Source organism: Curtobacterium sp. NPDC098951 (genome assembly GCF_044759965.1).
In the GTDB taxonomy this organism is placed as follows: domain Bacteria; phylum Actinomycetota; class Actinomycetes; order Actinomycetales; family Microbacteriaceae; genus Curtobacterium.
The window spans coordinates 706,074-727,101 of record NZ_JBIWAG010000001.1 but is presented as its reverse complement, the minus strand read 5'-3'; the positions used below and the strand labels follow the sequence as shown (position 1 = coordinate 727,101).

Here is a 21,028-nt window from a genome sequence, read left to right as displayed (position 1 = left end):
ACACGATCGAACGGGACATCGAAGACTCATGGCCAGTACCACTGACATCAAGAACGGCGCCGTTCTCATCATCGACGGGCAGCTCTGGTCGGTCGTCGAGTTCCAGCACGTCAAGCCGGGCAAGGGCGGCGCGTTCGTCCGCACCAAGCTGAAGAACGTCGTGTCGGGCAAGGTCGTCGACCGCACCTTCAACGCGGGTGCGAAGATCGACACCGCGACGGTCGACCGCCGTGACTACCAGTTCCTCTACGAGGACGGCGACTCGTACGTGTTCATGGACACCGACACCTACGACCAGATCCCGGTCTCGGCGACGGTCGTCGGCGACGCGAAGAACTACCTGCTCGAGTCCGCGATGGTCACCATCGCGATGAACGAGGGCAACCCGCTCTACGTCGAGCTCCCGACGTCGATCGTGACCGAGGTCGAGACCGAGCCCGGTCTGCAGGGCGACCGCTCGTCCGGTGGCACGAAGGACGCGACCATCATCGCGACCGGTCACCGCATCCAGGTCCCGCTCTACCTCGAGAGCGGCACCACGGTGAAGATCGACACGCGCGACGGCAGCTTCCTCGGCCGCGTCAACTCCTAGGCGCCGGCCGTATGAGTGCTCGTTCGAAGGCCCGCAAGCGCGCCCTCGACATGCTGTACGTGGCCGAGGTGCGTGAGCTCCCGATCGCGGACGTCCTCGCCACCGAGACCGTCCGTCACCTCGACCAGCCGGAGCGCGCCTCCAGCTGGGACTACGCCCGTCAGATCGTCACGGGCATCGACGACGCGCGTCACGAGATCGACGCGGTGATCGTCGAGCACGCCCAGGGCTGGTCGATCGCCCGCATGCCGGTGCTCGACCGCTGCATCCTGCGCATGGGCGTCTGGGAGCTCCGGTTCAACCCGGAGGTCCCGGACGCGGTCGCGATCGCCGAGGCCGTCGAGCTCGCTCAGTCGCTCTCGACGGAGGAGTCCGCGGGGTTCGTCAACGGCGTGCTCGGCGCCGTCGCCGGCGGTCGTGCACCGTCCGGTCGGACGGTCGCAGAGGACCAGGAGTCCCGGTAGGGTTGACCACGTCAGCATCCTTTAATGCCGTCCGGTGAGGCGGGGAAGGAGGTCGGCGTGGGCACCAGAACGGTCCTGCAGCAGCCCGACATCACGCGTGCTCTGACACGCATCGCGCACGAGATCCTCGAGGCCAACCACGGCGCCTCGGAACTCGTGCTCCTGGGCATCCCGACACGGGGTGCCGTCCTGGCCGAGCGGCTCGACCGCGTCCTGGCCGACATCGATCCCGAGTGGGGTCCGGCGGGCGGTCAGCGCGTCGGGACCCTCGACGTCACGATGCACCGGGACGACCTCGGGCACGGCATCGGTCGCGCACCGCACCGCACGACGATCCCGACGACCGGCATCGACGGCAGGGTCGTCGTGCTCGTCGACGACGTGCTGTACTCCGGTCGGACCGTCCGGGCGGCGCTCGACGCGCTGCAGGGCATCGGGCGTCCGCGGGCCGTCCGGCTCGCGGTGCTCGTCGACCGCGGCCACCGCGAGCTGCCGATCCGCGCGGACCACGTCGGCAAGAACCTGCCGACGGCGTCCGACGAACGGGTGACGCTCCGGCTGACCGAGACCGACGGCAGCGACGAGGTCGTCATCGAGCAGGGCGACGGGGGTGCGGCGTGAAGCACCTCCTCTCCACCGCCGACCTCTCCCGCGCCGAGGCGATCCACATCCTCGACGTCGCCGAGGAGATGGCCGAGGTCAACTCCCGCGAGGTCCGCAAGCTCCCCGCGCTGCGCGGCAAGACCGTCGTGAACCTCTTCTTCGAGGACTCGACGCGCACCCGGATCTCCTTCGAAGCCGCCGCGAAGCGCCTCTCCGCCGACGTCCTCAACTTCGCCGCGAAGGGGTCGAGCGTCTCGAAGGGCGAGTCGCTCAAGGACACCGTGCAGACCCTCGGCGCGATGGGCATCGACGGCATCGTCATGCGCCACGGCGCCTCCGGCGCGCCGCGGGTCCTCGCCGACGCCGACTGGATCGACGTGCCGGTCGTCAACGCCGGTGACGGCACGCACGAGCACCCCACCCAGGCGCTGCTCGACGCGTTCACGATGCGTCGGCGCCTGCACGGTGCCGGCAGCCGTGGCCAGGGCCTCGACGGCGTCCGCGTGCTCATCGTCGGTGACGTCCTGCACAGCCGGGTCGCCCGGAGCAACGCCTGGCTGCTGCGCACACTCGGTGCCACCGTCACGTTCGCGGCGCCGCCCACGCTGCTGCCCGCGACGACGACACCGTTCGGTGCCGCCGTCCACCACGACCTCGACGTCGCCCTCGCCGAGGACCCGGACGTCGTGATGACCCTCCGGATCCAACAGGAGCGGATGAACGACGCGTTCTTCCCGAACCCGCGCGAGTACACCCGGCACTGGGGCCTCACCGCGAGCCGGTTCGCGCGGCTGGCCGAGCGCACGCTGATCATGCACCCCGGCCCGATGAACCGCGGGCTCGAGATCGCCGGTGTCGCCGCCGACGACCCCCGCTCGACGGTGGTCGAGCAGGTCGAGAACGGCGTGTCGGTCCGGATGGCCGTGCTCTACCTCGCCCTCACCGGGTCCGAACCGACCGCAGCACCGAAGGAGACCATCGCATGACCGCCCACCTCATCCGCGGCGCGCAGCTGGTCGACGGCACGCGTGCCGACATCCGTCTGCAGGGGACGCGCATCACCGCGGTCGGCTCCGGTCTCGACGCCGCCGGCGCCACGGTCACGGACGCCGACGGGCTCATCGCCCTGCCGGGCCTCGTGGACCTGCACACCCACCTGCGCGAGCCCGGCTTCGAGGAGTCCGAGACGGTCCTGACCGGCTCGCGTGCCGCCGCGGCGGGCGGGTTCACGGCCGTCAACGCGATGGCGAACTCGTCGCCGGTGGCCGACACCGCCGGCGTGGTCGAGCAGGTGCAGGCGCTGGGCGACGACGCCGGCTACGTCACGGTCCGCCCGATCGGCGCGGTCTCGCAGGGGCTGCAGGGCACCCACCTGTCCGAGATCGGCGCAATGGCGACGAGCCGGGCGCGGGTCCGGGTCTTCTCGGACGACGGCTCGTGCGTGTCCGATCCGCTCCTCATGCGCCGGGCGCTCGAGTACATCAAGGGCTTCGGCGGCGTGCTCGCCCAGCACGCGCAGGAACCCCGGCTGACGATCGGCGCCCAGATGAACGAGGGCCGGCTGTCGTCGGAGCTCGGGCTCGCCGGGTGGCCGGCCGTCGCGGAAGAGGCGATCATCGCCCGCGACGTCCTGCTCGCCGACCACGTCGGCGCGCGGCTGCACGTGTGCCACGTCTCGACCGCCGGCAGCGTCGAGGTCATCCGCTGGGCGAAGTCGCGCGGCATCGACGTCACCGCCGAGGTCACGCCGCACCACCTGGTGCTGACCGAGGACCTCATCGCCGGCCGCGACGGCGCCCCCGGGTACGACGCCCGGTACAAGGTCAACCCGCCCCTCCGCTCCCGCGAGGACGTGGACGCGCTCCGCGACGCGCTGGCCGACGGCACGATCGACATCGTCGCGACCGACCACGCACCGCACACGGCCGAGGCGAAGTGCTGCGAGTGGCCGGCGGCGGCGAACGGCATGGTCGGCCTCGAGTCCGCGCTGAGCGTCGTGCAGGCCGCCGTGGTCGACGACGGTCGGCTCGACTGGGCCGACGTCGCCCGGGTCCTGTCCGAGGCGCCCGCCCGGATCGGCCAGGTCGAGGGCCAGGGGCAGCGGATCGCCGAGGGGGCACCCGCCGAGATCACCCTCTACGACCCGTCGGTCAGCCGGGACTTCGCCCTCGGCGACCTCGCCGGGCAGTCGCAGAACTCGCCGTACCTCGGCATGCGGCTCCCCGGGCGGGTCGTGGCGACCTTCCACCAGGGGTACCCCACCGTCACGGACGGGCAGCTCGTCGACGCCGAGACCGTGGCCGCGCACGCCCGGTCCGCGCGGATCGGGACGTCCCGGTGAGCGGCGACGCCCTGCGCTGGCTCGAGGGCGCGGTGATCCTCGCCCTCGTGGCACTGCTGTTCGTCGCGATGGCGCGCACCTGGCGGACGCGGGCGCGCGCGCAGGCGGGATCCGTGCCTCCCGTCCCCGTGCCGGCCGACATCGGACCGGCGGCCGGGTCGTGGGACGGCTTCACCGTCGCGACGACCCGCGCCGACGAACCGCTCGAGCGGATCACGGCCGGCGGCCTGGGGTTCCGGGGCCGTGGCGGCGTGACCGTCCACGAGACCGGAGTGGTGCTGCACCACGCCGGCACCACCGACCGGTGGATCGCGGCCGACGCCGTCCGCGGCGCCGACCGCGCCACGTGGGCCATCGACCGCGTGGTCGAGCCCGGGGGACTGGTCCGTCTGCGATGGACGGCGACCGGCGCCGCAGGTGCGACGGACCTCGACACCTACTTCCGGTTCCCGGAGGGCGACGGCGCAGTACTGGCCGCCCTGCAGGGACTGTCGACGAAGCACGAACACCCGCACACCGCGGGCGAAGGGACGAACTGATGACACGCGAACGGGCCGTACTGGTCCTCGAGGACGGCACCCGGTACGACGGCTGGGCCTACGGCGCCCGCGGGCGCACGCTCGGCGAGGTGGTCTTCGCGACCGGCATGACCGGGTACCAGGAGACGCTCACCGACCCCTCCTACGCCGGTCAGATCGTGGTGCAGACCGCACCGCACATCGGCAACACCGGGGTGAACGACGAGGACCCCGAGTCCCGTCGCATCTGGGTCGCCGGCTACGTCGTGCGCGACCCCAGCCGCATCGTGTCGAACCACCGCGCGAACGCGACGCTCGACGAGCACCTGGTGCGCGACGGCATCGTCGGGATCTCCGGCATCGACACCCGGGCGCTCACCCGCCGGATCCGCGACGCCGGCGCCATGAAGGGCGGCGTGTTCAGCGGTGCCGACGCGGCGTTGACCGCCGACGAGCAGCTGGACGCGGTCCGGTCGCAGGCAGCGATGGAGGGCGCGAGCTTCTCGTCGATCGTCTCGACGCCCGAGACCTACGTGGTCCCCGCGGTCGGCGAGCAGATCGGCCGGCTGGCCGTGCTCGACCTCGGCGTCAAGGCATCGACCACCCGCTACCTCGCCCAGCGGGGCTTCGAGGTGCACGTCGTGCCGCAGGACATCGACGCCGCCGCGCTCGAGGCGCTCGCCCCGGACGCGCTCTTCTACTCGAACGGCCCGGGCGACCCCGCCGCGAGCGACGCCCAGGTGGCGCTGCTGCAGGAGAGCCTGAAGACCGGACGACCGTTCTTCGGCATCTGCTTCGGCAACCAGCTGCTCGGTCGCGCCCTCGGGTTCGGCACGTACAAGCTCCCCTTCGGCCACCGCGGCATCAACCAGCCGGTGCTCGACACGACGACCGGCAAGGTCGAGATCACGAGCCAGAACCACGGCTTCGCGGTCGACGCGCCCCTCGGCGAGGTCATCGAGTCGCCGGCCGGGTTCGGCCGGGTCGAGGTCTCCCACTACTCCCTGAACGACCAGGTCGTCGAGGGCCTCCGCGCGCTCGACGTGCCCGCGTTCAGCGTGCAGTACCACCCCGAGGCGGCGGCCGGCCCGCACGACTCGATGTACCTCTTCGACCGGTTCGCGGACCTGGTGCGCGCGCGTCGTGACGGGACGCCGCTCGACGCGGCGACCGCCGACGCCACGACCCCCGCAGCAGACCCGACGCACGCGTCGGGTGCGACGAACGAAAGCAGCAACTGATGCCGAAGCGCCAAGACATCAACTCCGTCCTCGTCATCGGCTCCGGCCCGATCGTCATCGGCCAGGCCGCCGAGTTCGACTACTCCGGCACCCAGGCGTGCCGCGTCCTCCGTGCCGAGGGCGTCCGCGTCGTCCTCGTCAACCCGAACCCGGCGACGATCATGACCGACCCGGACTTCGCCGACGCGACGTACATCGAGCCGATCACCGACGCCTCGCTCGAGGAGATCATCCGCATCGAGAAGCCCGACGCGGTCCTGCCGACCCTCGGTGGGCAGACGGCGCTGAACGCGGCGATCTCCCTCGACAAGGCAGGGATCCTCGAGAAGCACGGCGTGGAGCTCATCGGCGCGAAGGTCGACGCCATCCAGCGCGGCGAGGACCGCCAGCTCTTCAAGGAACTCGTCCTCGAGTCCGGCGCCGACGTCGCCCGCAGCCACATCGCGCACACGCTGGAGGAGGCGAAGGAGTACGCGGCCGACCTCGGCTACCCGCTCGTCGTCCGCCCGTCCTTCACGATGGGTGGTCTCGGCTCGGGCTTCGCCTACAACGAGGAGGAGCTCGTCCGCTTCGTCGGTGACGGCCTGCAGTCGAGCCCCACGACCGAGGTCCTGCTCGAGGAGTCGATCCTCGGGTGGAAGGAGTACGAGCTCGAGCTGATGCGGGACAACTACGACAACACCGTCGTGATCTGCTCGATCGAGAACGTCGACCCGGTGGGTGTCCACACCGGCGACTCGATCACCGTCGCGCCCGCGCTGACGCTGACCGACCGCGAGTACCAGAACATGCGGAACATCGGCATCGACATCATCCGTCGTGTCGGTGTCGACACCGGTGGCTGCAACATCCAGTTCGCCGTCGACCCGTCGAACGGCCGCGTCATCGTCATCGAGATGAACCCCCGCGTCTCCCGTTCGTCGGCGCTCGCGTCGAAGGCCACCGGCTTCCCGATCGCGAAGATCGCCGCGAAGCTCGCCATCGGGTACCGCCTCGACGAGATCGAGAACGACATCACCCGCGTCACGCCGGCGAGCTTCGAGCCGACGCTCGACTACGTGGTCGTGAAGACCCCGCGGTTCGCGTTCGAGAAGTTCCCCGCGGCGGACGCCACCCTGACCACGACGATGAAGAGCGTCGGCGAGGCGATGGCGATCGGCCGCAACTACGCCACCGCCCTGCAGAAGTCGCTCCGCTCGCTCGAGAAGCGCGGATCGTCCTTCCACTGGGACACCCCGGCGGCGGAGCTCGACAAGGACGCCCTGCTCGCGAAGTCGGCGATCCCGACCGACGGTCGCATCGTCACCGTGCAGCAGGCGCTCGTCGCCGGTGCGACCGCTGCCGAGGTGTTCGAGGCCACGAAGATCGACCCGTGGTTCATCGACCAGATCGTGCTCATCAACGAGGTCGCCGACGAGGTCCGGGCCGCCGAGACCCTCGACGCGGACACCCTGCGCTGGGCGAAGGAGCACGGCTTCAGCGACGCCCAGATCGCCTCGCTCCGGAGCACCGGCGACCAGACCGTCACCGAGCAGGACGCGCGCGACGCCCGCCAGGCGTTGGGCATCCGCCCGGTCTTCAAGACCGTCGACACCTGCGCCGGTGAGTTCCCCGCCCTCACGCCGTACCACTACTCGTCGTACGACGCCGAGACCGAGGTCGCTCCGAGCGACCGCAAGAAGGTCGTCATCCTCGGTTCCGGTCCGAACCGCATCGGGCAGGGCGTCGAGTTCGACTACTCCTGCGTGCACGCGTCCTTCGCGCTGAGCGCCGCCGGGTTCGAGACGATCATGATCAACTGCAACCCCGAGACGGTCTCGACCGACTACGACACCTCGGACCGCCTGTACTTCGAGCCGCTCACCACCGAGGACGTCCTCGAGGTCATCGAGGCCGAGGCCGCGTCCGGCGAGCTGGTCGGCGTGGTCGTGCAGCTCGGCGGTCAGACGGCCCTGGGCCTGGCGAAGCCGCTCGAGGCGGCGGGGATCCCGATCCTCGGCACCAGCCCGAGCGCGATCGACTCCGCCGAGGAGCGCGGCCAGTTCTCCGCGATCCTCGACGCCGCGGGCCTCCTCGCGCCGCGGAACGGCACCGCCCACGACCTCGCCAGCGCGACCGCGGTGGCCGAGGAGATCGGCTACCCCGTCCTCGTCCGCCCGTCCTTCGTGCTCGGCGGCCGCGGCATGGAGATCCTGTACGACTCCCCGTCGCTCGCGGACTACTTCGACCGGATGGCCGACCAGGCGATCATCGGCCCGGAGCTCCCGCTGCTGGTCGACCGCTTCCTCGACGACGCGGTGGAGATCGACGTCGACGCGCTCTTCGACGGCGAGCGGCTCTACATCGGCGGGATCATGGAGCACCTCGAAGAGGCCGGCATCCACTCCGGCGACTCCGCCTGCACCCTGCCGCCGGTGGGCCTCGGCCGTGCCGAGATCCAGGGCGTCGTCGACGCGACCGAGAAGATCGCGCGCGGCATCGGCGTCCAGGGCCTGCTCAACGTGCAGTTCGCCATCGGTGCCGGGGTCCTCTACGTGCTCGAGGCGAACCCGCGCGCCAGCCGCACGGTGCCCTTCGTCTCGAAGGCGCTCGGCATCCCGCTGGCCAAGGCGGCTTCGCGGATCATGACCGGCACGACGATCGACACGCTCGTCTCCGAGGGGCTCCTGCCCGCCCGTGACGGCGCGTTCGTGCCGATCCAGTCGCCGATCGCCGTGAAGGAGGCCGTGCTGCCCTTCCGCCGGTTCCGCACCCACGACGGCCAGGTCGTCGACTCGGTGCTGAGCCCCGAGATGCGCTCCACCGGCGAGGTCATGGGCATCGACCGCGACTTCCCGCGCGCGTTCCTCAAGTCGCAGGAGGCCGCGTACGGCGGACTCCCGACGAGCGGCACCGTGTTCGTGAGCGTCGCCGACACCGACAAGCGCGCCATCGTGCTCCCGGTGCACCGGCTGCAGCAGCTCGGTTTCACGATCACCGCGACCGAGGGCACGGCGGAGATCCTGCGCCGCAACGGCATCGAGGTCACGCTGGTGGGCAAGTTCAGCGAGGGTGGCGAGAGCGTCGTCGACCTGCTGGCCCGCAACGAGGTCGACATCGTCATCAACACGCCGTCGGGTGCCGCCGGTCGTGCGGACGGGTACGAGATCCGTGCGGCGACGGTCGCGGCGGACAAGCCGCTGTTCACGACGATCGCGCAGCTCGGGGCCGCGGTCGCGGCGATCGAGACGATCGGGTCGCCGCACAGCGTGCGGAGCCTGCAGGACTACGCCCTCGAGCGCGCCACCTGGTGAGCGCCACGACCGATCCGGGAGGCGCGGCCTCCTTCGGCGTCCGGCTCGCGTCCGCCATCGGGTCGCGTTCCGCGCTCTGCGTCGGCATCGATCCCCACGCCGCCACCCTGGCGGCGTGGGGGCTCGGCCGCGACGAGCAGGGCCTGACCCGGTTCGGGGCGATCCTGGTCGACGCGGCCGCCGGCCGCGCCGCGATCGTGAAGCCGCAGATCGCGTTCTTCGAGGCCGCGGGGGTGGCGGGCTACCGTGCGCTCGACGCGACGATCCGTCGGGCACGCGATGCGGGCCTCCTGGTCGTCGCGGACGTCAAGCGCGGCGACATCGGATCGACGGGGGACGACTACGCACTCGCGTGGCTGGACCGCGACGGACCCTTCGCCGCCGACGCGATGACGGTCTCGCCGTACCTCGGCTACGGCTCCCTGGCCGGCACGGTGGACGTCGCACGTCGGAACGGTGCGGGCGTCTTCGTGCTCGCCGCCACGAGCAACCCCGAGGCGCGCGTGCTGCAGACCGCGGTGCTCGCCGAGGGTCCGCGTTCGGGGCGGAGCGTCGCTGCCGGTATCGTCTTGGACGTGGCAGACGACAACCGGAGAGGCGGCGACCAGCCCCTCGGCGACGTCGGGCTCGTGCTCGGCGCGACCCTCGACCTCGACGACTTCGGCATCGACGCGGACACGATCGGCACCTCGCCGATCCTCGCACCGGGCTTCGGTGCCCAGGGCGCCCGCATCGAGGACCTCCGCGCGCTGTACGGCGCCCGCGCCGAGCAGGTCCTCGTCAGCGAGTCGCGCGGCCTGCTCACCGACGGTCCCGACGGCGTCGCCGCTCTCGTGGCCGACCGTGCGGACCGGATCCGTGCCGCGCTGGGGGCCGCCGCATGACGACGGACCGCGACGACCTGCCCGCACACCGGAACCCGCCGGAGGTCGACCGGGTCGCCGCGGCTGCCGCTGCCGTGGCCGCACGTCGTGCCCGCGCCGCCGTCAAGGCCGCGGTCGCCTCGGGGGAGCGCTCCGCGCTCGAGGTGGCCCGCACCGCCTGGTCGGACGGCGACGCCCCGGCTGAGAAGTCGCTCCGGGTCCGCGACCTGCTGACGAGCCTCGCCGGCATCGGCCCCGCCCGGGCGGAGTCGATCATGGGCGAACTGCGGATCGCCCCCTCGAAGCGCCTCGGCGGGCTCGGCACCCGGCAGCGCTCCGAGCTCGCCGACTGGCTCGCCGCCCGTGGTCGGAAGCGCGGCACCTCGAAGCTCGTCGTCCTCGCCGGCCCCACCGCGGTCGGCAAGGGCACGGTCAGCGCGTACATCCGCGAGCAGTACCCGGACGTCAACCTCAGCGTCTCGGCGACGACCCGCAAGCCTCGTCCGGGCGAGGTCGACGGCGTGCACTACTACTTCGTCGACGACGCCGAGTTCGACCGGATGATCCGCGACCGCGAACTCCTCGAGTGGGCCACCGTCCACAACTCGTACCGGTACGGCACGCCCCGGCCGCCGATCGACCGCGCGCTCGACGCCGGCGACAAGGTGATGCTCGAGATCGACCTGCAGGGCGCGCGCCAGGTCCGGGACGCCATGCCCGAGGCGGTCCTCGTCTTCCTGCTGCCCCCGTCGTGGGAGGAACTCGTCCGCCGACTGATCGGCCGCGGCACCGAATCCGCCGAGGAACAGGCCCGCCGACTCGACACCGCCAAGGTCGAACTCGCCGCCCAGGACGAGTTCGACGTGCGCATCGTGAACTCCGATGTCGGCACCGCGGCGCGCGAGGTCGTAGACTTGTTCACTGCGCCCTAGCCGGGCGACCCCCCGACCCGTCGACTGGAGACACCATGGCCAACCCCCAGGGCATCATCGACCCGCCCATCGACGACCTGCTCGCCAAGGTGGAGTCGAAGTACGCGCTCGTCATCTTCGCCTCGAAGCGTGCGCGGCAGATCAACGACTACTACGCCGACCTCCACGAGGGGTCGCTGTTCGACAACGTCGGCCCGCTGGTCGACTCGACGATCGACGACAAGCCGCTGTCCGTCGCGCTGCACGAGATCAACGAGGACAAGCTCACCGTCACCAAGCAGCAGCAGCCCACCGACTGATCGCGGTGACGAGCAGCAGCCTGCGCCTCTTCACGTCCGAGTCGGTGACGGAGGGGCACCCCGACAAGATCTGCGACCAGATCTCGGACACGATCCTCGACGCGCTGTTGACCGTCGACCCGCACGCTCGCGTCGCGGTGGAGACCATGGTCACGACCGGGCTCGTGCACGTCGCCGGCGAGGTCACGACCTCCGGCTACGTCGAGATCCCGAAGCTCGTCCGTGACGTCATCACGGGCATCGGGTACAACTCGTCCGAGGTGTCCTTCGACGGTCGCACCTGCGGTGTCGAGGTGTCGATCGGCGCGCAGTCGCCGGACATCGCCCAGGGCGTGGACGAGTCGCTCGACACGCGCTCCGGCGCCGGTGTCGACCCGCTCGACCGCCAGGGTGCCGGTGACCAGGGCATCATGTTCGGCTTCGCGACGAACGAGACGCCCGAGTACATGCCCGTCGCGATCTGGCTCGCGCACCGGCTGGCCGAGCGGCTCGCAGCCGTCCGCAAGTCCGGCGAGCTGACGTTCCTGCGCCCGGACGGCAAGACCCAGGTCACCGTCGGGTACGACGGCGTGGTGCCGAAGACCGTCGAGACCGTGGTGCTGTCCACCCAGCACGCGCCGTCCGTGACGCTCGACGAACTCACCGCTGCGATCACCGAGCACGTGATCCGTCCGGTGCTCGACCAGGTCGACCTCGACTCGTCGCACGTCGACGTGATCGTGAACCCGACCGGCCGCTTCGAGATCGGTGGCCCCCAGGGCGACGCCGGTCTCACCGGCCGCAAGGTCATCGTCGACACCTACGGCGGCGCCTCCCGGCACGGCGGCGGCGCGTTCAGCGGCAAGGACCCGTCGAAGGTCGACCGCTCGGCCGCCTACGCCCTGCGCTGGGTCGCGAAGAACGCGGTCGCCGCGGGCCTCGCCGACCGCCTCGAGGTGCAGGTCGCGTACGCGATCGGCCGCGCGAAGCCCGTCGGGCTCTACGTCGAGTCGTTCGGCACCGGTCACGTCGACGACGCCACGATCGAGGCCGCGATCCTGCGGGTCTTCGACCTCCGTCCGGCCGCGATCATCCGTGACCTCGACCTGCTCCGCCCGATCTACGCGCAGACCGCGACGTACGGTCACTTCGGACGCGAGCTCCCCGGGTTCACCTGGGAGCAGCTCGACCGCGTCGAGGAACTCCGCGTCGCCGCAGGACTCGTCGCCGCCAACGTCTGAGGCTCCGCGTGACCACCGTCGCGCGCGTCGTCCTCGACTCGCCGCTCCCGCAGTTGGACCGACTGTTCGACTACCGGGTGCCGGCCGAGTTCGAGGACGACTGCGTGCCGGGGGTGCGCGTCAAGGTGCCGCTGCGCACCGGGGCGCGGATGTCCGACGGGTACGTCGTCGAGATCGTCACCGAGGGGGAGTACCCGGGCGAGCTCAGTGCCATCGAGACGGTCGTCTCCCCGGTGCCCGTCCTCGCGCCGGAGATCTGGTCGCTCGCGCGGGCTGTGGCCGACCGTGCCGCCGGGGTCGCGTCCGACGTGCTCCGGCTCGCCGTCCCGACCCGTCAGGTCCGCGCCGAGAAGGCCTGGCTGGCCCGCGACACCACCTGGTCGCCGCCGGCGGTGACGCCGCCGCCGGTCACGGACTACGCCGAGGGCGTCCTGGAGGCGCTGGTCGCCGACCACGGTCGGGCTGCGGTCTCCGCCGTCCCCCACCCCGTCGCGCTCGGTGACCAGGACGCGCTCGTCTGGGTCCCCGGCTGGGCCGCGACGCTCGCCCAGGCGGCGGCGCACACGCTCGCCACCGAGCAGTCGGCGGTGATCGCCGTACCGGACTTCCGCGACGTCATCGACCTCGAGCGCGCGCTCCTCGCGGTGCTGCCGCCGGAGCGGGTCGTCCGGTTCGACGCCAAGCAGACGAACGGGCAGCGCGCGAAGGCGCTGCTGCAGGCCCGCACGCACGCGGTCGTCGCGATCGGCAACCGTACGGCGGTGTACGCGCCCGCGACCGAGCTCGGGCTCATCGCGATGTGGGACGACGGCGACGCCTCCTTCACCGAGCCCCGCGCGCCCTACGTGCACACCCGCGACGTCGCCCTGGTCCGGGCCGCGCAGTCCGGTGCGGCGCTCCTGTTCGTCTCGCACGCGCGGAGCACCGACGTCCAGCGCCTCGTCGAGCTGCACTGGCTGCAGGAGGTCGCTCCGCACCGCGTCCGGACACCCAAGGTCATCCCGACCGTGCAGCAGACCGGGGCCGAGGGCTTCGCGGCCGAGGCCCGCATCCCGAGTTCTGCCTGGCGTGCCGCCCGCGAGGCGAGCCAGCACGGCGCCGTCCTCGTGCAGGTCGCCAGTCCCGGCTTCGGGACGGGGCTGGTCTGCGCCGAGTGCGGGGAGCGGGCGCACTGCCGGATCTGCGGCGGACCGCTCGGCAGCCCGCACCGCGGAGCGACGCCGCAGTGCCGGTTCTGCGGTGCGCTGGCCGTCGGGTTCCGGTGCCCGACGTGCGGCAACGGCACCGTGAAGCCGGTCGGCCAGGGGGCGCAGCGCACCGCGGACGAGCTCGGCCGGGCGTTCCCCGGCACCCGCATCGTGGTCGCCGACGGGTCCCGTCCGCTCGACGAGGTCCCGGCGCGCCCCTCGGTCGTGGTCGCCACGCGCGGTGCCGAGCCGAGCGTCCCGGGCGGGTACGCGTGCGTGCTCCTGCTCGACGGGGAGCGCATGCTCGCGCGCGAAGGGCTCCGCGTGCAGGAGGACGTGCTGCGCTTCTGGACGAACGCCGCCGCCAAGGGAGCCCCGGGCGCCGATGCCTACCTCGTCGGCATCGGAGGGAAGCTCGCGACGGCGATGGCGCTGTGGCGGCTCGACCAGCCGGCGCACGACGAGCTCGCCGACCGCCGGGAGCTGCACTTCCCGCCCGCCGTCCGGGTCGCGACGCTGACCGGCACGGACGAGGCGGTCACGGCCGCGGTCGAGGCGCTCGACGGCCTCACGGTCGGCCCCGTGCTCGGTCCGGTACCCGTCGAGGACGATGCAGCTCCGGGTGCCGTGCGTGCGATCGTGCGCTTCCCGTACGCGCACGGTGCCGAGGTCGCGGCGACCCTCAAGGCCGAGGTGATCCGGCGCGCGTCCACCCGGCGGGTGCTGCCCGGGGGGAACCGACGGCGGGCAGCGCCGGCGTTGCGGGTGCGGCTCGACGACGCCGAACCCTTCAGCGAGGTCTGACGAGGGGTCGTCGTGGGGTGGCGGTCCGACGTCGAACGACATCGTCGACGTCGTACGACAGCGGTGTCGTCGCTCGTTCCGTGTCGCGACTGCCGGCGTCTGCAAGGAGCGACATCGTCGACGTCGTACGACAGCGGTGTCGTCGTTCCGAGTCGGCCACCCTGCCCGCTCGACCTGTGCCAGGCTGGACGACGGTGGCCACGAACCACCGCCGAACACATCACACGCACGACGAAGTGACGAGGTGACGCCGATGCGGGCGCTCTACAAGCCGGACGCTGCTCCGGGACTGATCATGACCGAGCGGCCGGTGCCGGTCCCCACCGAGGACGAGGTCCTCATCCGGGTGCTCCGGACCGGGATCTGCGGGACCGACCTGCACATCCGGCGATGGGACGACTGGGCGGCCTCGGCGGTCACGGCCCCGCTCGTCCCCGGCCACGAGTTCTTCGGCGAGGTGGTCGAGGTCGGCGCCGCCGTGCGCGACGTCGCGGTGGGGGACCGGGTCTCCGGCGAGGGGCACATCGTGTGCGGCACCTGCCGGAACTGCCGGGCCGGACGCCGTCAGATGTGCATCCGCACGAAGGGCCTCGGCGTGCAGCGCGACGGCGCCTTCGCGGAGTACCTGACGCTGCCCGGCGCGAACGTGTGGGTCCACCACGCCGACGTCGACCCCGAGGTCGGCGCCCTGTTCGACCCGCTCGGCAACGCGGTGCACACGGCACTCGCGTTCCCGGTCGTCGGCGAGGACGTGCTGGTCACCGGTTGCGGCCCGATCGGCCTCATGGCGATCGCCGTCGCGCGGCACGCCGGTGCGCGGTTCGTGGTCGGCACCGACGTCAGCGCGAACCGGTTGGCGATGGCATCGGCGATGGGTGCCGACCTCGGCGTCGACGTCGGCACCGACGGCGACCCGATCCGCGTCGCGCAGGAGCGGCTCGGCATGCGCGAGGGCTTCGACGTCGGCTTCGAGATGTCCGGGGCGCCGCGTGCGCTGCCCGCGATGGTCGACAACATGAACCACGGCGGACGGGTCGCGATGCTCGGCCTGCCGACCGGCGAGATCGCGGTCGACTGGGGCAAGGTCGTGACCCACATGCTCACGGTGAAGGGCATCTACGGCCGCGAGATGTTCGAGACGTGGCAGACCATGAGCTCGATGCTGCAGACGAGCGCGGTGCTGCGCGACCGCATCGCCTCGATCGTCTCGGGGCGCTTCGCGGCGCGTGACTGGGAGGCAGCGTTCGCCGCGGCGGCGAGCGCGGACGGCGGCAAGGTCGTCATCGACTGGACGGAGATCTGATGTACGGCGCGATCAAGGACCACCTGGCGGCCGAGCTGGCGGACATCGAGGCCGCCGGGCTCACGAAGCGCGAGCGGGGCATCGCCGGACCGCAGCGTGCGGCGATCGAGGCGGACGGTGCGCCGCTGCTGAACTTCTGCGCGAACAACTACCTCGGGCTCGCCGACTCCACCGACCTCGTCGACGCGGCGAAGGACGCCCTCGACCAGTGGGGCTACGGCATGGCGAGCGTCCGGTTCATCTGCGGCACGCAGGACCTCCACCTCGACCTGGAGCGCCGCGTCTCGGCGTTCCTCGGGACCGAGGCGACGATCCTGTACTCGTCGTGCTTCGACGCGAACGGCGGCCTCTTCGAGGTGCTCCTCGGCGCGGAGGACGCGATCATCTCGGACGAGCTGAACCACGCGTCGATCATCGACGGCGTCCGGCTGTCGAAGGCGCAGCGGTTCCGCTACCGGAACCGCGACGTGCAGGACCTCGAGGCGCAGCTCGTCGCCGCCGGGGACGCCCGGTTCCGCGCGATCGTCACCGACGGGGTGTTCTCCATGGACGGCTCGATCGCCCCGCTCGCCGCGATCTGCGACCTCGCCGACCGGTACGACGCGCTCGTCATCGTCGACGACTCGCACGCCGTCGGGTTCGTCGGCGAGCACGGCCGCGGCACACCCGAACTCTGCGGCGTCGCCGACCGGGTCGACGTGTACACGGGCACGTTCGGCAAGGCCCTCGGAGGCGCGTCCGGCGGGTACGTCGCGAGTCGGCGGGAGATCGTCGACCTGCTGCGTCAGCGCTCGCGCCCCTACCTGTTCTCGAACTCGCTCGCCCCGGTGATCGCCGCGGGGACGGTCGCGGCCCTCGACCTCATCGAACGGTCGGACGACGCCCGCGAACGGCTGCGGGCGAACGCGGCGCGGTTCCGGTCGCGCATGACCGACGCCGGGTTCGAGCTGCTGCCGGGGGAGCACCCGATCGTCCCGGTGATGTTCCACGACGCTGCCTTGACCGCGCGGGTCGCCGACCAGATGCAGGCACAGGGGATCTACGTGACCGCGTTCAGCTACCCCGTGGTGCCGAAGGGCCGGGCGCGGATCCGGGTGCAGCTCTCGGCAGCGCACACCGAGGAACAGGTCGACCGGTGCGTCGCGGCCTTCGTCGCGGCGCGCGACGCGGCCGGGGTCGACGACGGCGCGGTCGGGCCGCGCTGACGGGTCGGGGCCGACGGCTCGGTCAGGCCGCGCTGACGGGCCGGGGGCGCTCGCGCGGGAAGACCACGCCGAGCGCCACCATCCCGATCGCGAGCACCAGGTGCAGCCAGTTGTCCGCCCAGTTCAGCGGCACGAAGTTCGCCCCGAAGTCGTGGCCGGCGGTGAACAGCCCGTAGAACCAGAGCACGAAGTAGACGACCCCGCCGATCACGAGGTACATGCGCGATCCGGTCGCGTACCGGGCCGCCAGCAGGCCGACGACCCCGAACAGCAGGTGCACGACGTTGTGCAGCACCGACACCTGGAACAGCCCGAGCAGCATCGCCATCGAGCCGTGTCCGGCGCCACCGAGGTCGCCCGTCGTCAGCCCGGGGACGAACCCGGCGATCCCGACGAGCAGGAAGACGATCCCGACGACGAGCGCGATCGCCTGGATCGACGAGCCCGCGTAGCGGTTGGTGGACGTGGTGACGTCGGACATGGGACCTCCTGGTGAGCCGTGCCGCCGAACCTACCGGCCCGCCGCCCGGCGCGTCCGGCAGCCGCGGGCATGGGAGGATCGAACCCATGCGTCTCGTCGTCGCCGGCAGCCCCGCTGCGGCCGTCCCCACCCTCCGCCGCCTCGCGGCGTCCGAGCACGAGATCGCCGCCGTGCTCACCCGTCCGGCGACCCCGCAGGGCCGGAAGCGCGTCCTCACGCCCACGCCCGTCGCCCAGGCAGCCGAGGACCTCGGCCTCCCCGTCATCGAGGCCGTCCGCGTCGACGACGAGGTCACGGCGCGGATCGCCGCCCTCGACGTCGACCTCGGTGTGATCGTGGCCTACGGCGCCCTGCTCCGACGTCCGGCGCTCGACGCTCCGCGGCTCGGCTGGGTGAACCTGCACTTCTCGGACCTGCCGCGGTACCGCGGCGCCGCTCCCGTCCAGCGTGCGGTGATGGCCGGCGACACCCGCACCGCCGCGACGGTGTTCCAGCTCGTCGAGGCGCTCGACGCCGGTCCGGTCTACGCCAGCGACCCGTTCGACATCGACTCCGAGGCGACCTCCGGCGAGGTCCTCGCCGCGATGGCCGAGACCGGTGCCGAGACCGTCGCCCGTGTCGTCGACGGCCTCGCCGCGGGCACCGCGGTCGCCGTGGAGCAGACCGGCGATCCCACCCTCGCCCCGAAGCTGACCATCGAGGACGGCCGCATCGACTTCGCCGCCTCCGCCGCGGTCGTGCACGCACGCCTGCGCGGCGTCACGCCCGAGCCCGGCGCGTACGCCCACCTCGGCGAGACCCGCGTCAAGCTCCTCCGCAGCACCCGCCTGCCCGGAGGCGCGGCAGACCCCGCCCCGTCGCTCGCCCCCGGTGTGCTCGGCGTCCAGGGCGGTCGGCTGCTCGTCGGGACCGCCGACGAGCCGCTCGTGCTCACCGAGGTGCAGCCCGCCGGCAAGCAGGCCATGGACGCCGCGGCGTGGGCCCGGGGCCTCGGCTCCCTCGACGGGAAGGTCCTCGCATGAGCGCCGCGAGCACCGGCCAGCGCCGGCACCACGGGCCGCGTCGGACGAGCGCCCGTCGTGTCGCCTTCGACGTCCTGCGGGCGGTGCAGGTCGACGACGCCTACGCCAACCTCCTGCTGCCGACCCGGATCCGCCGCGCCGGGCTCTCCGCGCGGGACGCCGGGTTCGCCACCGAGCTGACGTACGGGTCGATCCGGATGCTCGGCCGCTACGACGCGATCATCGCCCTCGCCTCCGGCCGCCGCATCGACAACGTCGAGTCCGACGTGCTCGACGTGCTCCGGCTCGGTGCCCACCAGCTGCTCGCGATGCGCACCCCGACGCACGCCGCCGTGGACGCCACGGTCGAGCTCGCCCGCGAGGTCGGTGCCCGTCGCGCCACCGGCTTCGTCAACGCCGTGCTGCGCAAGGTCGCGGCACGCACCGACGACGAGTGGGACGCGCTCATCACGGCGGGCCGCGGCGGGGACGCACTGCTCGCCACCCGGTGGTCGCACCCCACGTGGGTGGTGTCGGCGCTGCGGGACGCCCTGGCGGCCGAACGCTCGCGGGACGAACTCGCGGCGCTCCTGGCGGCCGACAACGCCGCGCCCCGGGTGCAGCTCGCCGCGCTCCCCGGGCTGGCCACCGACGAGGACGTCGCCGCGGCACGTTCCCACATCGCGACCGCGGCCGCCGAGCACGCCGAGCACGCCGAGCGGGCGGACGCGGCTGAGCGGCCCGCGGCGACCGAGGACCGGACCGGGTCCGACGGGCCCGACGCGTCGGCGGCGTCGACCGAGCCGGCCGAGCCGACCGAGCGCACCGAGTCGACCGAGCCGACCGAGCCGACGAACGGAGCCGACGACGTGACGCGGGTCGCGCCTCCCGGACCGCCCACGGACCCCGAGGCGGACCTGCCGGTCTCGCCGGTCGGGATCCGCGGTCTCGCCGGCGACCCCGCCCGGGTACCGGGCGTGGCAGCCGGACGGCTCCGCGTGCAGGACGAGGGCTCGCAGCTCGCCGCGCTCGCCCTGAGCCGGTCGTCGGCGATCCGGCCGGGGGAGCGGTGGCTCGACCTGTGCGCCGGACCCGGCGGCAAGGCGGCGCTGCTCGCCGCCGAGGCAGCCGAGGGCGGCGCGACCCTCGTCGCCAACGAGCTCGTCCCGGCGCGTGCCGGACTCGTGCGGAAGGCCCTCGCCGGTGCCGGTGACGGCGTGACCGTGGTCGAGGGCGACGGACGGCGCTTCGGCCGCGACGGCTCCGGCGTCACGTTCGACCGCATCCTGCTCGACGCACCCTGCACCGGACTCGGCGCCCTCCGCCGCCGTCCGGAGGCCCGGTGGCGCAAGCAGCCCGACGACGTCCCGGAGCTCGCCGAGCTGCAGGCGGAGCTCCTCGACGCCGCGGTCCGGGTGCTCGCGCCCGGCGGGACCCTGGCGTACGTGACGTGCTCGCCGCACCTGGCGGAGACGCGCGGCCAGGTCGATGCGCTGATGGCCCGGCACGGTGGGGAGCTCGAGCAGCTCGACACCGCGTCGGTGGTGCGGTCCGTGGCCGCTCGGGACCCGCGCGTGGCGGACGGGAACACGGTGCAGCTCTGGCCGCATCGCATCGGCACGGATGCGATGTTCATCGCGCTGTTCCGCCGCGTCGCCTGACGCCGATCGCAGACGGCAGTCGGTGTGATATGTTGGCTGCACAAGACCGGTTCCGCCTGCGCAAGCAGGTCCAGGGCCGGTCCTCTTCCTTTGCGCGATGGGGTGACGTGTCCGGGGTCAAGGAGTTCCGCTCGTACCGGGAGCAGATCGAGCTCCTCACGTCCCGTGGGATGGAGATCGACGACACGGACGGCGCCGTCGAGCAGCTGCGCAGGGTCAGCTACTACCGCCTGAGCGGCTACTGGTACCCGTTCCGCGCCATCGTGGACGGACGCCGATCCGATCGGTTCGTCGAGGGCGCTCGCCTGGTCGACGTCGTGGCACTCTACGAGTTCGACGAGCGCCTGCGGACCACCGTGTTCGACGCGCTCGCACCGGTCGAGCTCATGGTCCGGTCGTCGCTCGGACACGCGCTCGGGCGGCTCGACCCCTGTGCGCACCTCCACCCGGAACTCCTCGGCGCGCTGGCCCGTTCCGGCGACCAGTACGAACGGTGGCGTCGCCGGCACCAGAGCGAGGTCGAGCGGTCGCGGGAGGACTTCGTCGAGCACCACCGCGCCGCCTACGAGGGCACGCTCCCCGTGTGGGCCGCGGTCGAGGTCATGGACTGGGGCAGCCTCACCCGCCTGTTCTCGTTCACGCCGGAACTCGTGCAGCGCGAGATCGCCGAGGTGTTCGCGCTCCGTCCGCCGCAGTTGCTCTCGTGGCTGCGCGCGCTCAACGTGCTCCGCAACGCGTGCGCCCACCACGGGCGCGTGTTCAACCGGGTCTTCCCGAAGCCCCGTCTCCCGCGCGTGGGGACGCACGTCGTACTCGACCGGGCGGCGTCGGCGATGAACCGGACGTTCGGTCAGCTCACCCTCGTGCAGTACCTGCGTGCGGCCAGCGGCATCGGTCCCTCCCGGCTCGTGACCTGCGTCCTGTCGACCTACCCGGCGGTCGAGGTGGTTCCGTTCTCGCAGACCGGTGCCCCGGCCGACTGGCGTTCCTCCGATCTCTGGCGGTGAGGGGCGCCGGTAG

At 72.3% G+C, this 21,028-nt stretch carries 19 protein-coding genes; 18 read left to right on the top strand and 1 reads right to left on the bottom strand.

Features of this window, described 5'->3' with window-relative positions:
- Positions 1-28 precede the first annotated feature (28 nt).
- From efp to ACIQUC_RS03340, 15 genes are all read left to right on the top strand, one after another.
- Positions 29-592, top strand: coding sequence for an elongation factor P (gene efp, locus ACIQUC_RS03410; protein WP_022906721.1), 564 nt, complete (start codon positions 29-31; stop codon positions 590-592).
- 11 nt (positions 593-603) lie between these two features.
- Positions 604-1,056, top strand: a complete 453-nt coding sequence (nusB, locus tag ACIQUC_RS03405) for a transcription antitermination factor NusB (protein ID WP_402263220.1) — start codon at positions 604-606, stop codon at positions 1,054-1,056.
- A gap of 24 nt (positions 1,057-1,080) precedes the next feature.
- A complete protein-coding gene (pyrR, locus tag ACIQUC_RS03400; protein ID WP_402263217.1) occupies positions 1,081-1,677 on the top strand; it encodes a bifunctional pyr operon transcriptional regulator/uracil phosphoribosyltransferase PyrR in 597 nt (198 codons plus the stop codon).
- Positions 1,674-2,645 carry an aspartate carbamoyltransferase catalytic subunit gene (locus ACIQUC_RS03395; RefSeq protein WP_402263214.1) on the top strand — a complete coding sequence of 324 codons (972 nt, stop codon included), beginning with the start codon at positions 1,674-1,676 and terminating at the stop codon, positions 2,643-2,645. The genes pyrR and ACIQUC_RS03395 overlap by 4 nt, the downstream gene beginning before the upstream one ends.
- On the top strand, positions 2,642-4,000 hold the full coding sequence (locus tag ACIQUC_RS03390; protein ID WP_402263211.1) for a dihydroorotase: 1,359 nt from the start codon (positions 2,642-2,644) through the stop codon (positions 3,998-4,000). The genes ACIQUC_RS03395 and ACIQUC_RS03390 overlap by 4 nt, the downstream gene beginning before the upstream one ends.
- Entirely contained in the window at positions 3,997-4,539 is a 543-nt protein-coding gene (locus ACIQUC_RS03385) for a hypothetical protein (RefSeq protein ID WP_402263209.1), read from the top strand. Before ACIQUC_RS03390 ends, ACIQUC_RS03385 begins: the two co-directional genes overlap by 4 nt.
- Positions 4,539-5,759, top strand: a complete 1,221-nt coding sequence (gene carA / locus ACIQUC_RS03380; protein ID WP_022906716.1) for a glutamine-hydrolyzing carbamoyl-phosphate synthase small subunit — start codon at positions 4,539-4,541, stop codon at positions 5,757-5,759. Before ACIQUC_RS03385 ends, carA begins: the two co-directional genes overlap by 1 nt.
- Positions 5,759-9,052 carry a carbamoyl-phosphate synthase large subunit gene (carB, locus tag ACIQUC_RS03375; protein ID WP_402263206.1) on the top strand — a complete coding sequence of 1,098 codons (3,294 nt, stop codon included), beginning with the start codon at positions 5,759-5,761 and terminating at the stop codon, positions 9,050-9,052. Before carA ends, carB begins: the two co-directional genes overlap by 1 nt.
- Entirely contained in the window at positions 9,049-9,936 is an 888-nt protein-coding gene (gene pyrF, locus ACIQUC_RS03370) for an orotidine-5'-phosphate decarboxylase (RefSeq protein WP_402263204.1), read from the top strand. Before carB ends, pyrF begins: the two co-directional genes overlap by 4 nt.
- A complete protein-coding gene (gene gmk, locus ACIQUC_RS03365; protein ID WP_402263201.1) occupies positions 9,933-10,847 on the top strand; it encodes a guanylate kinase in 915 nt (304 codons plus the stop codon). The genes pyrF and gmk overlap by 4 nt, the downstream gene beginning before the upstream one ends.
- Positions 10,848-10,882: 35 nt before the next feature.
- Positions 10,883-11,146, top strand: coding sequence for a DNA-directed RNA polymerase subunit omega (gene rpoZ / locus ACIQUC_RS03360; RefSeq protein WP_022906709.1), 264 nt, complete (start codon positions 10,883-10,885; stop codon positions 11,144-11,146).
- A 5-nt stretch (positions 11,147-11,151) separates the two neighbouring features.
- Complete coding sequence (gene metK / locus ACIQUC_RS03355) at positions 11,152-12,366, top strand: methionine adenosyltransferase (protein ID WP_402263197.1); 1,215 nt, start codon at positions 11,152-11,154, stop codon at positions 12,364-12,366.
- A gap of 8 nt (positions 12,367-12,374) precedes the next feature.
- On the top strand, positions 12,375-14,357 hold the full coding sequence (locus tag ACIQUC_RS03350) for a primosomal protein N' (protein WP_402263194.1): 1,983 nt from the start codon (positions 12,375-12,377) through the stop codon (positions 14,355-14,357).
- Positions 14,358-14,610: 253 nt separating this feature from the next.
- Positions 14,611-15,660: an L-threonine 3-dehydrogenase gene (tdh, locus tag ACIQUC_RS03345; RefSeq protein ID WP_402263826.1), complete on the top strand. Its 1,050-nt coding sequence runs from the start codon at positions 14,611-14,613 to the stop codon at positions 15,658-15,660.
- On the top strand, positions 15,660-16,865 hold the full coding sequence (locus tag ACIQUC_RS03340; protein ID WP_402263192.1) for a glycine C-acetyltransferase: 1,206 nt from the start codon (positions 15,660-15,662) through the stop codon (positions 16,863-16,865). Before tdh ends, ACIQUC_RS03340 begins: the two co-directional genes overlap by 1 nt.
- A gap of 22 nt (positions 16,866-16,887) precedes the next feature.
- Here ACIQUC_RS03340 and ACIQUC_RS03335 read toward each other — a convergent pair whose 3' ends face one another.
- Positions 16,888-17,346: a DUF4383 domain-containing protein gene (locus ACIQUC_RS03335; RefSeq protein WP_402263189.1), complete on the bottom strand. Its 459-nt coding sequence runs from the start codon at positions 17,344-17,346 to the stop codon at positions 16,888-16,890.
- An 86-nt stretch (positions 17,347-17,432) separates the two neighbouring features.
- On the opposite strand from ACIQUC_RS03335, the gene fmt reads away from it, so the two are divergent.
- From fmt to ACIQUC_RS03320, 3 genes are all read left to right on the top strand, one after another.
- Positions 17,433-18,368 (top strand): methionyl-tRNA formyltransferase, encoded by a 936-nt coding sequence (gene fmt, locus ACIQUC_RS03330; protein WP_402263186.1) that lies wholly within the window; start codon positions 17,433-17,435, stop codon positions 18,366-18,368.
- A complete protein-coding gene (locus ACIQUC_RS03325) occupies positions 18,365-20,008 on the top strand; it encodes an RsmB/NOP family class I SAM-dependent RNA methyltransferase (protein WP_402263183.1) in 1,644 nt (547 codons plus the stop codon). Before fmt ends, ACIQUC_RS03325 begins: the two co-directional genes overlap by 4 nt.
- Positions 20,009-20,115: 107 nt before the next feature.
- Positions 20,116-21,015 carry an Abi family protein gene (locus ACIQUC_RS03320; protein ID WP_402263180.1) on the top strand — a complete coding sequence of 300 codons (900 nt, stop codon included), beginning with the start codon at positions 20,116-20,118 and terminating at the stop codon, positions 21,013-21,015.
- Positions 21,016-21,028 lie beyond the last annotated feature (13 nt).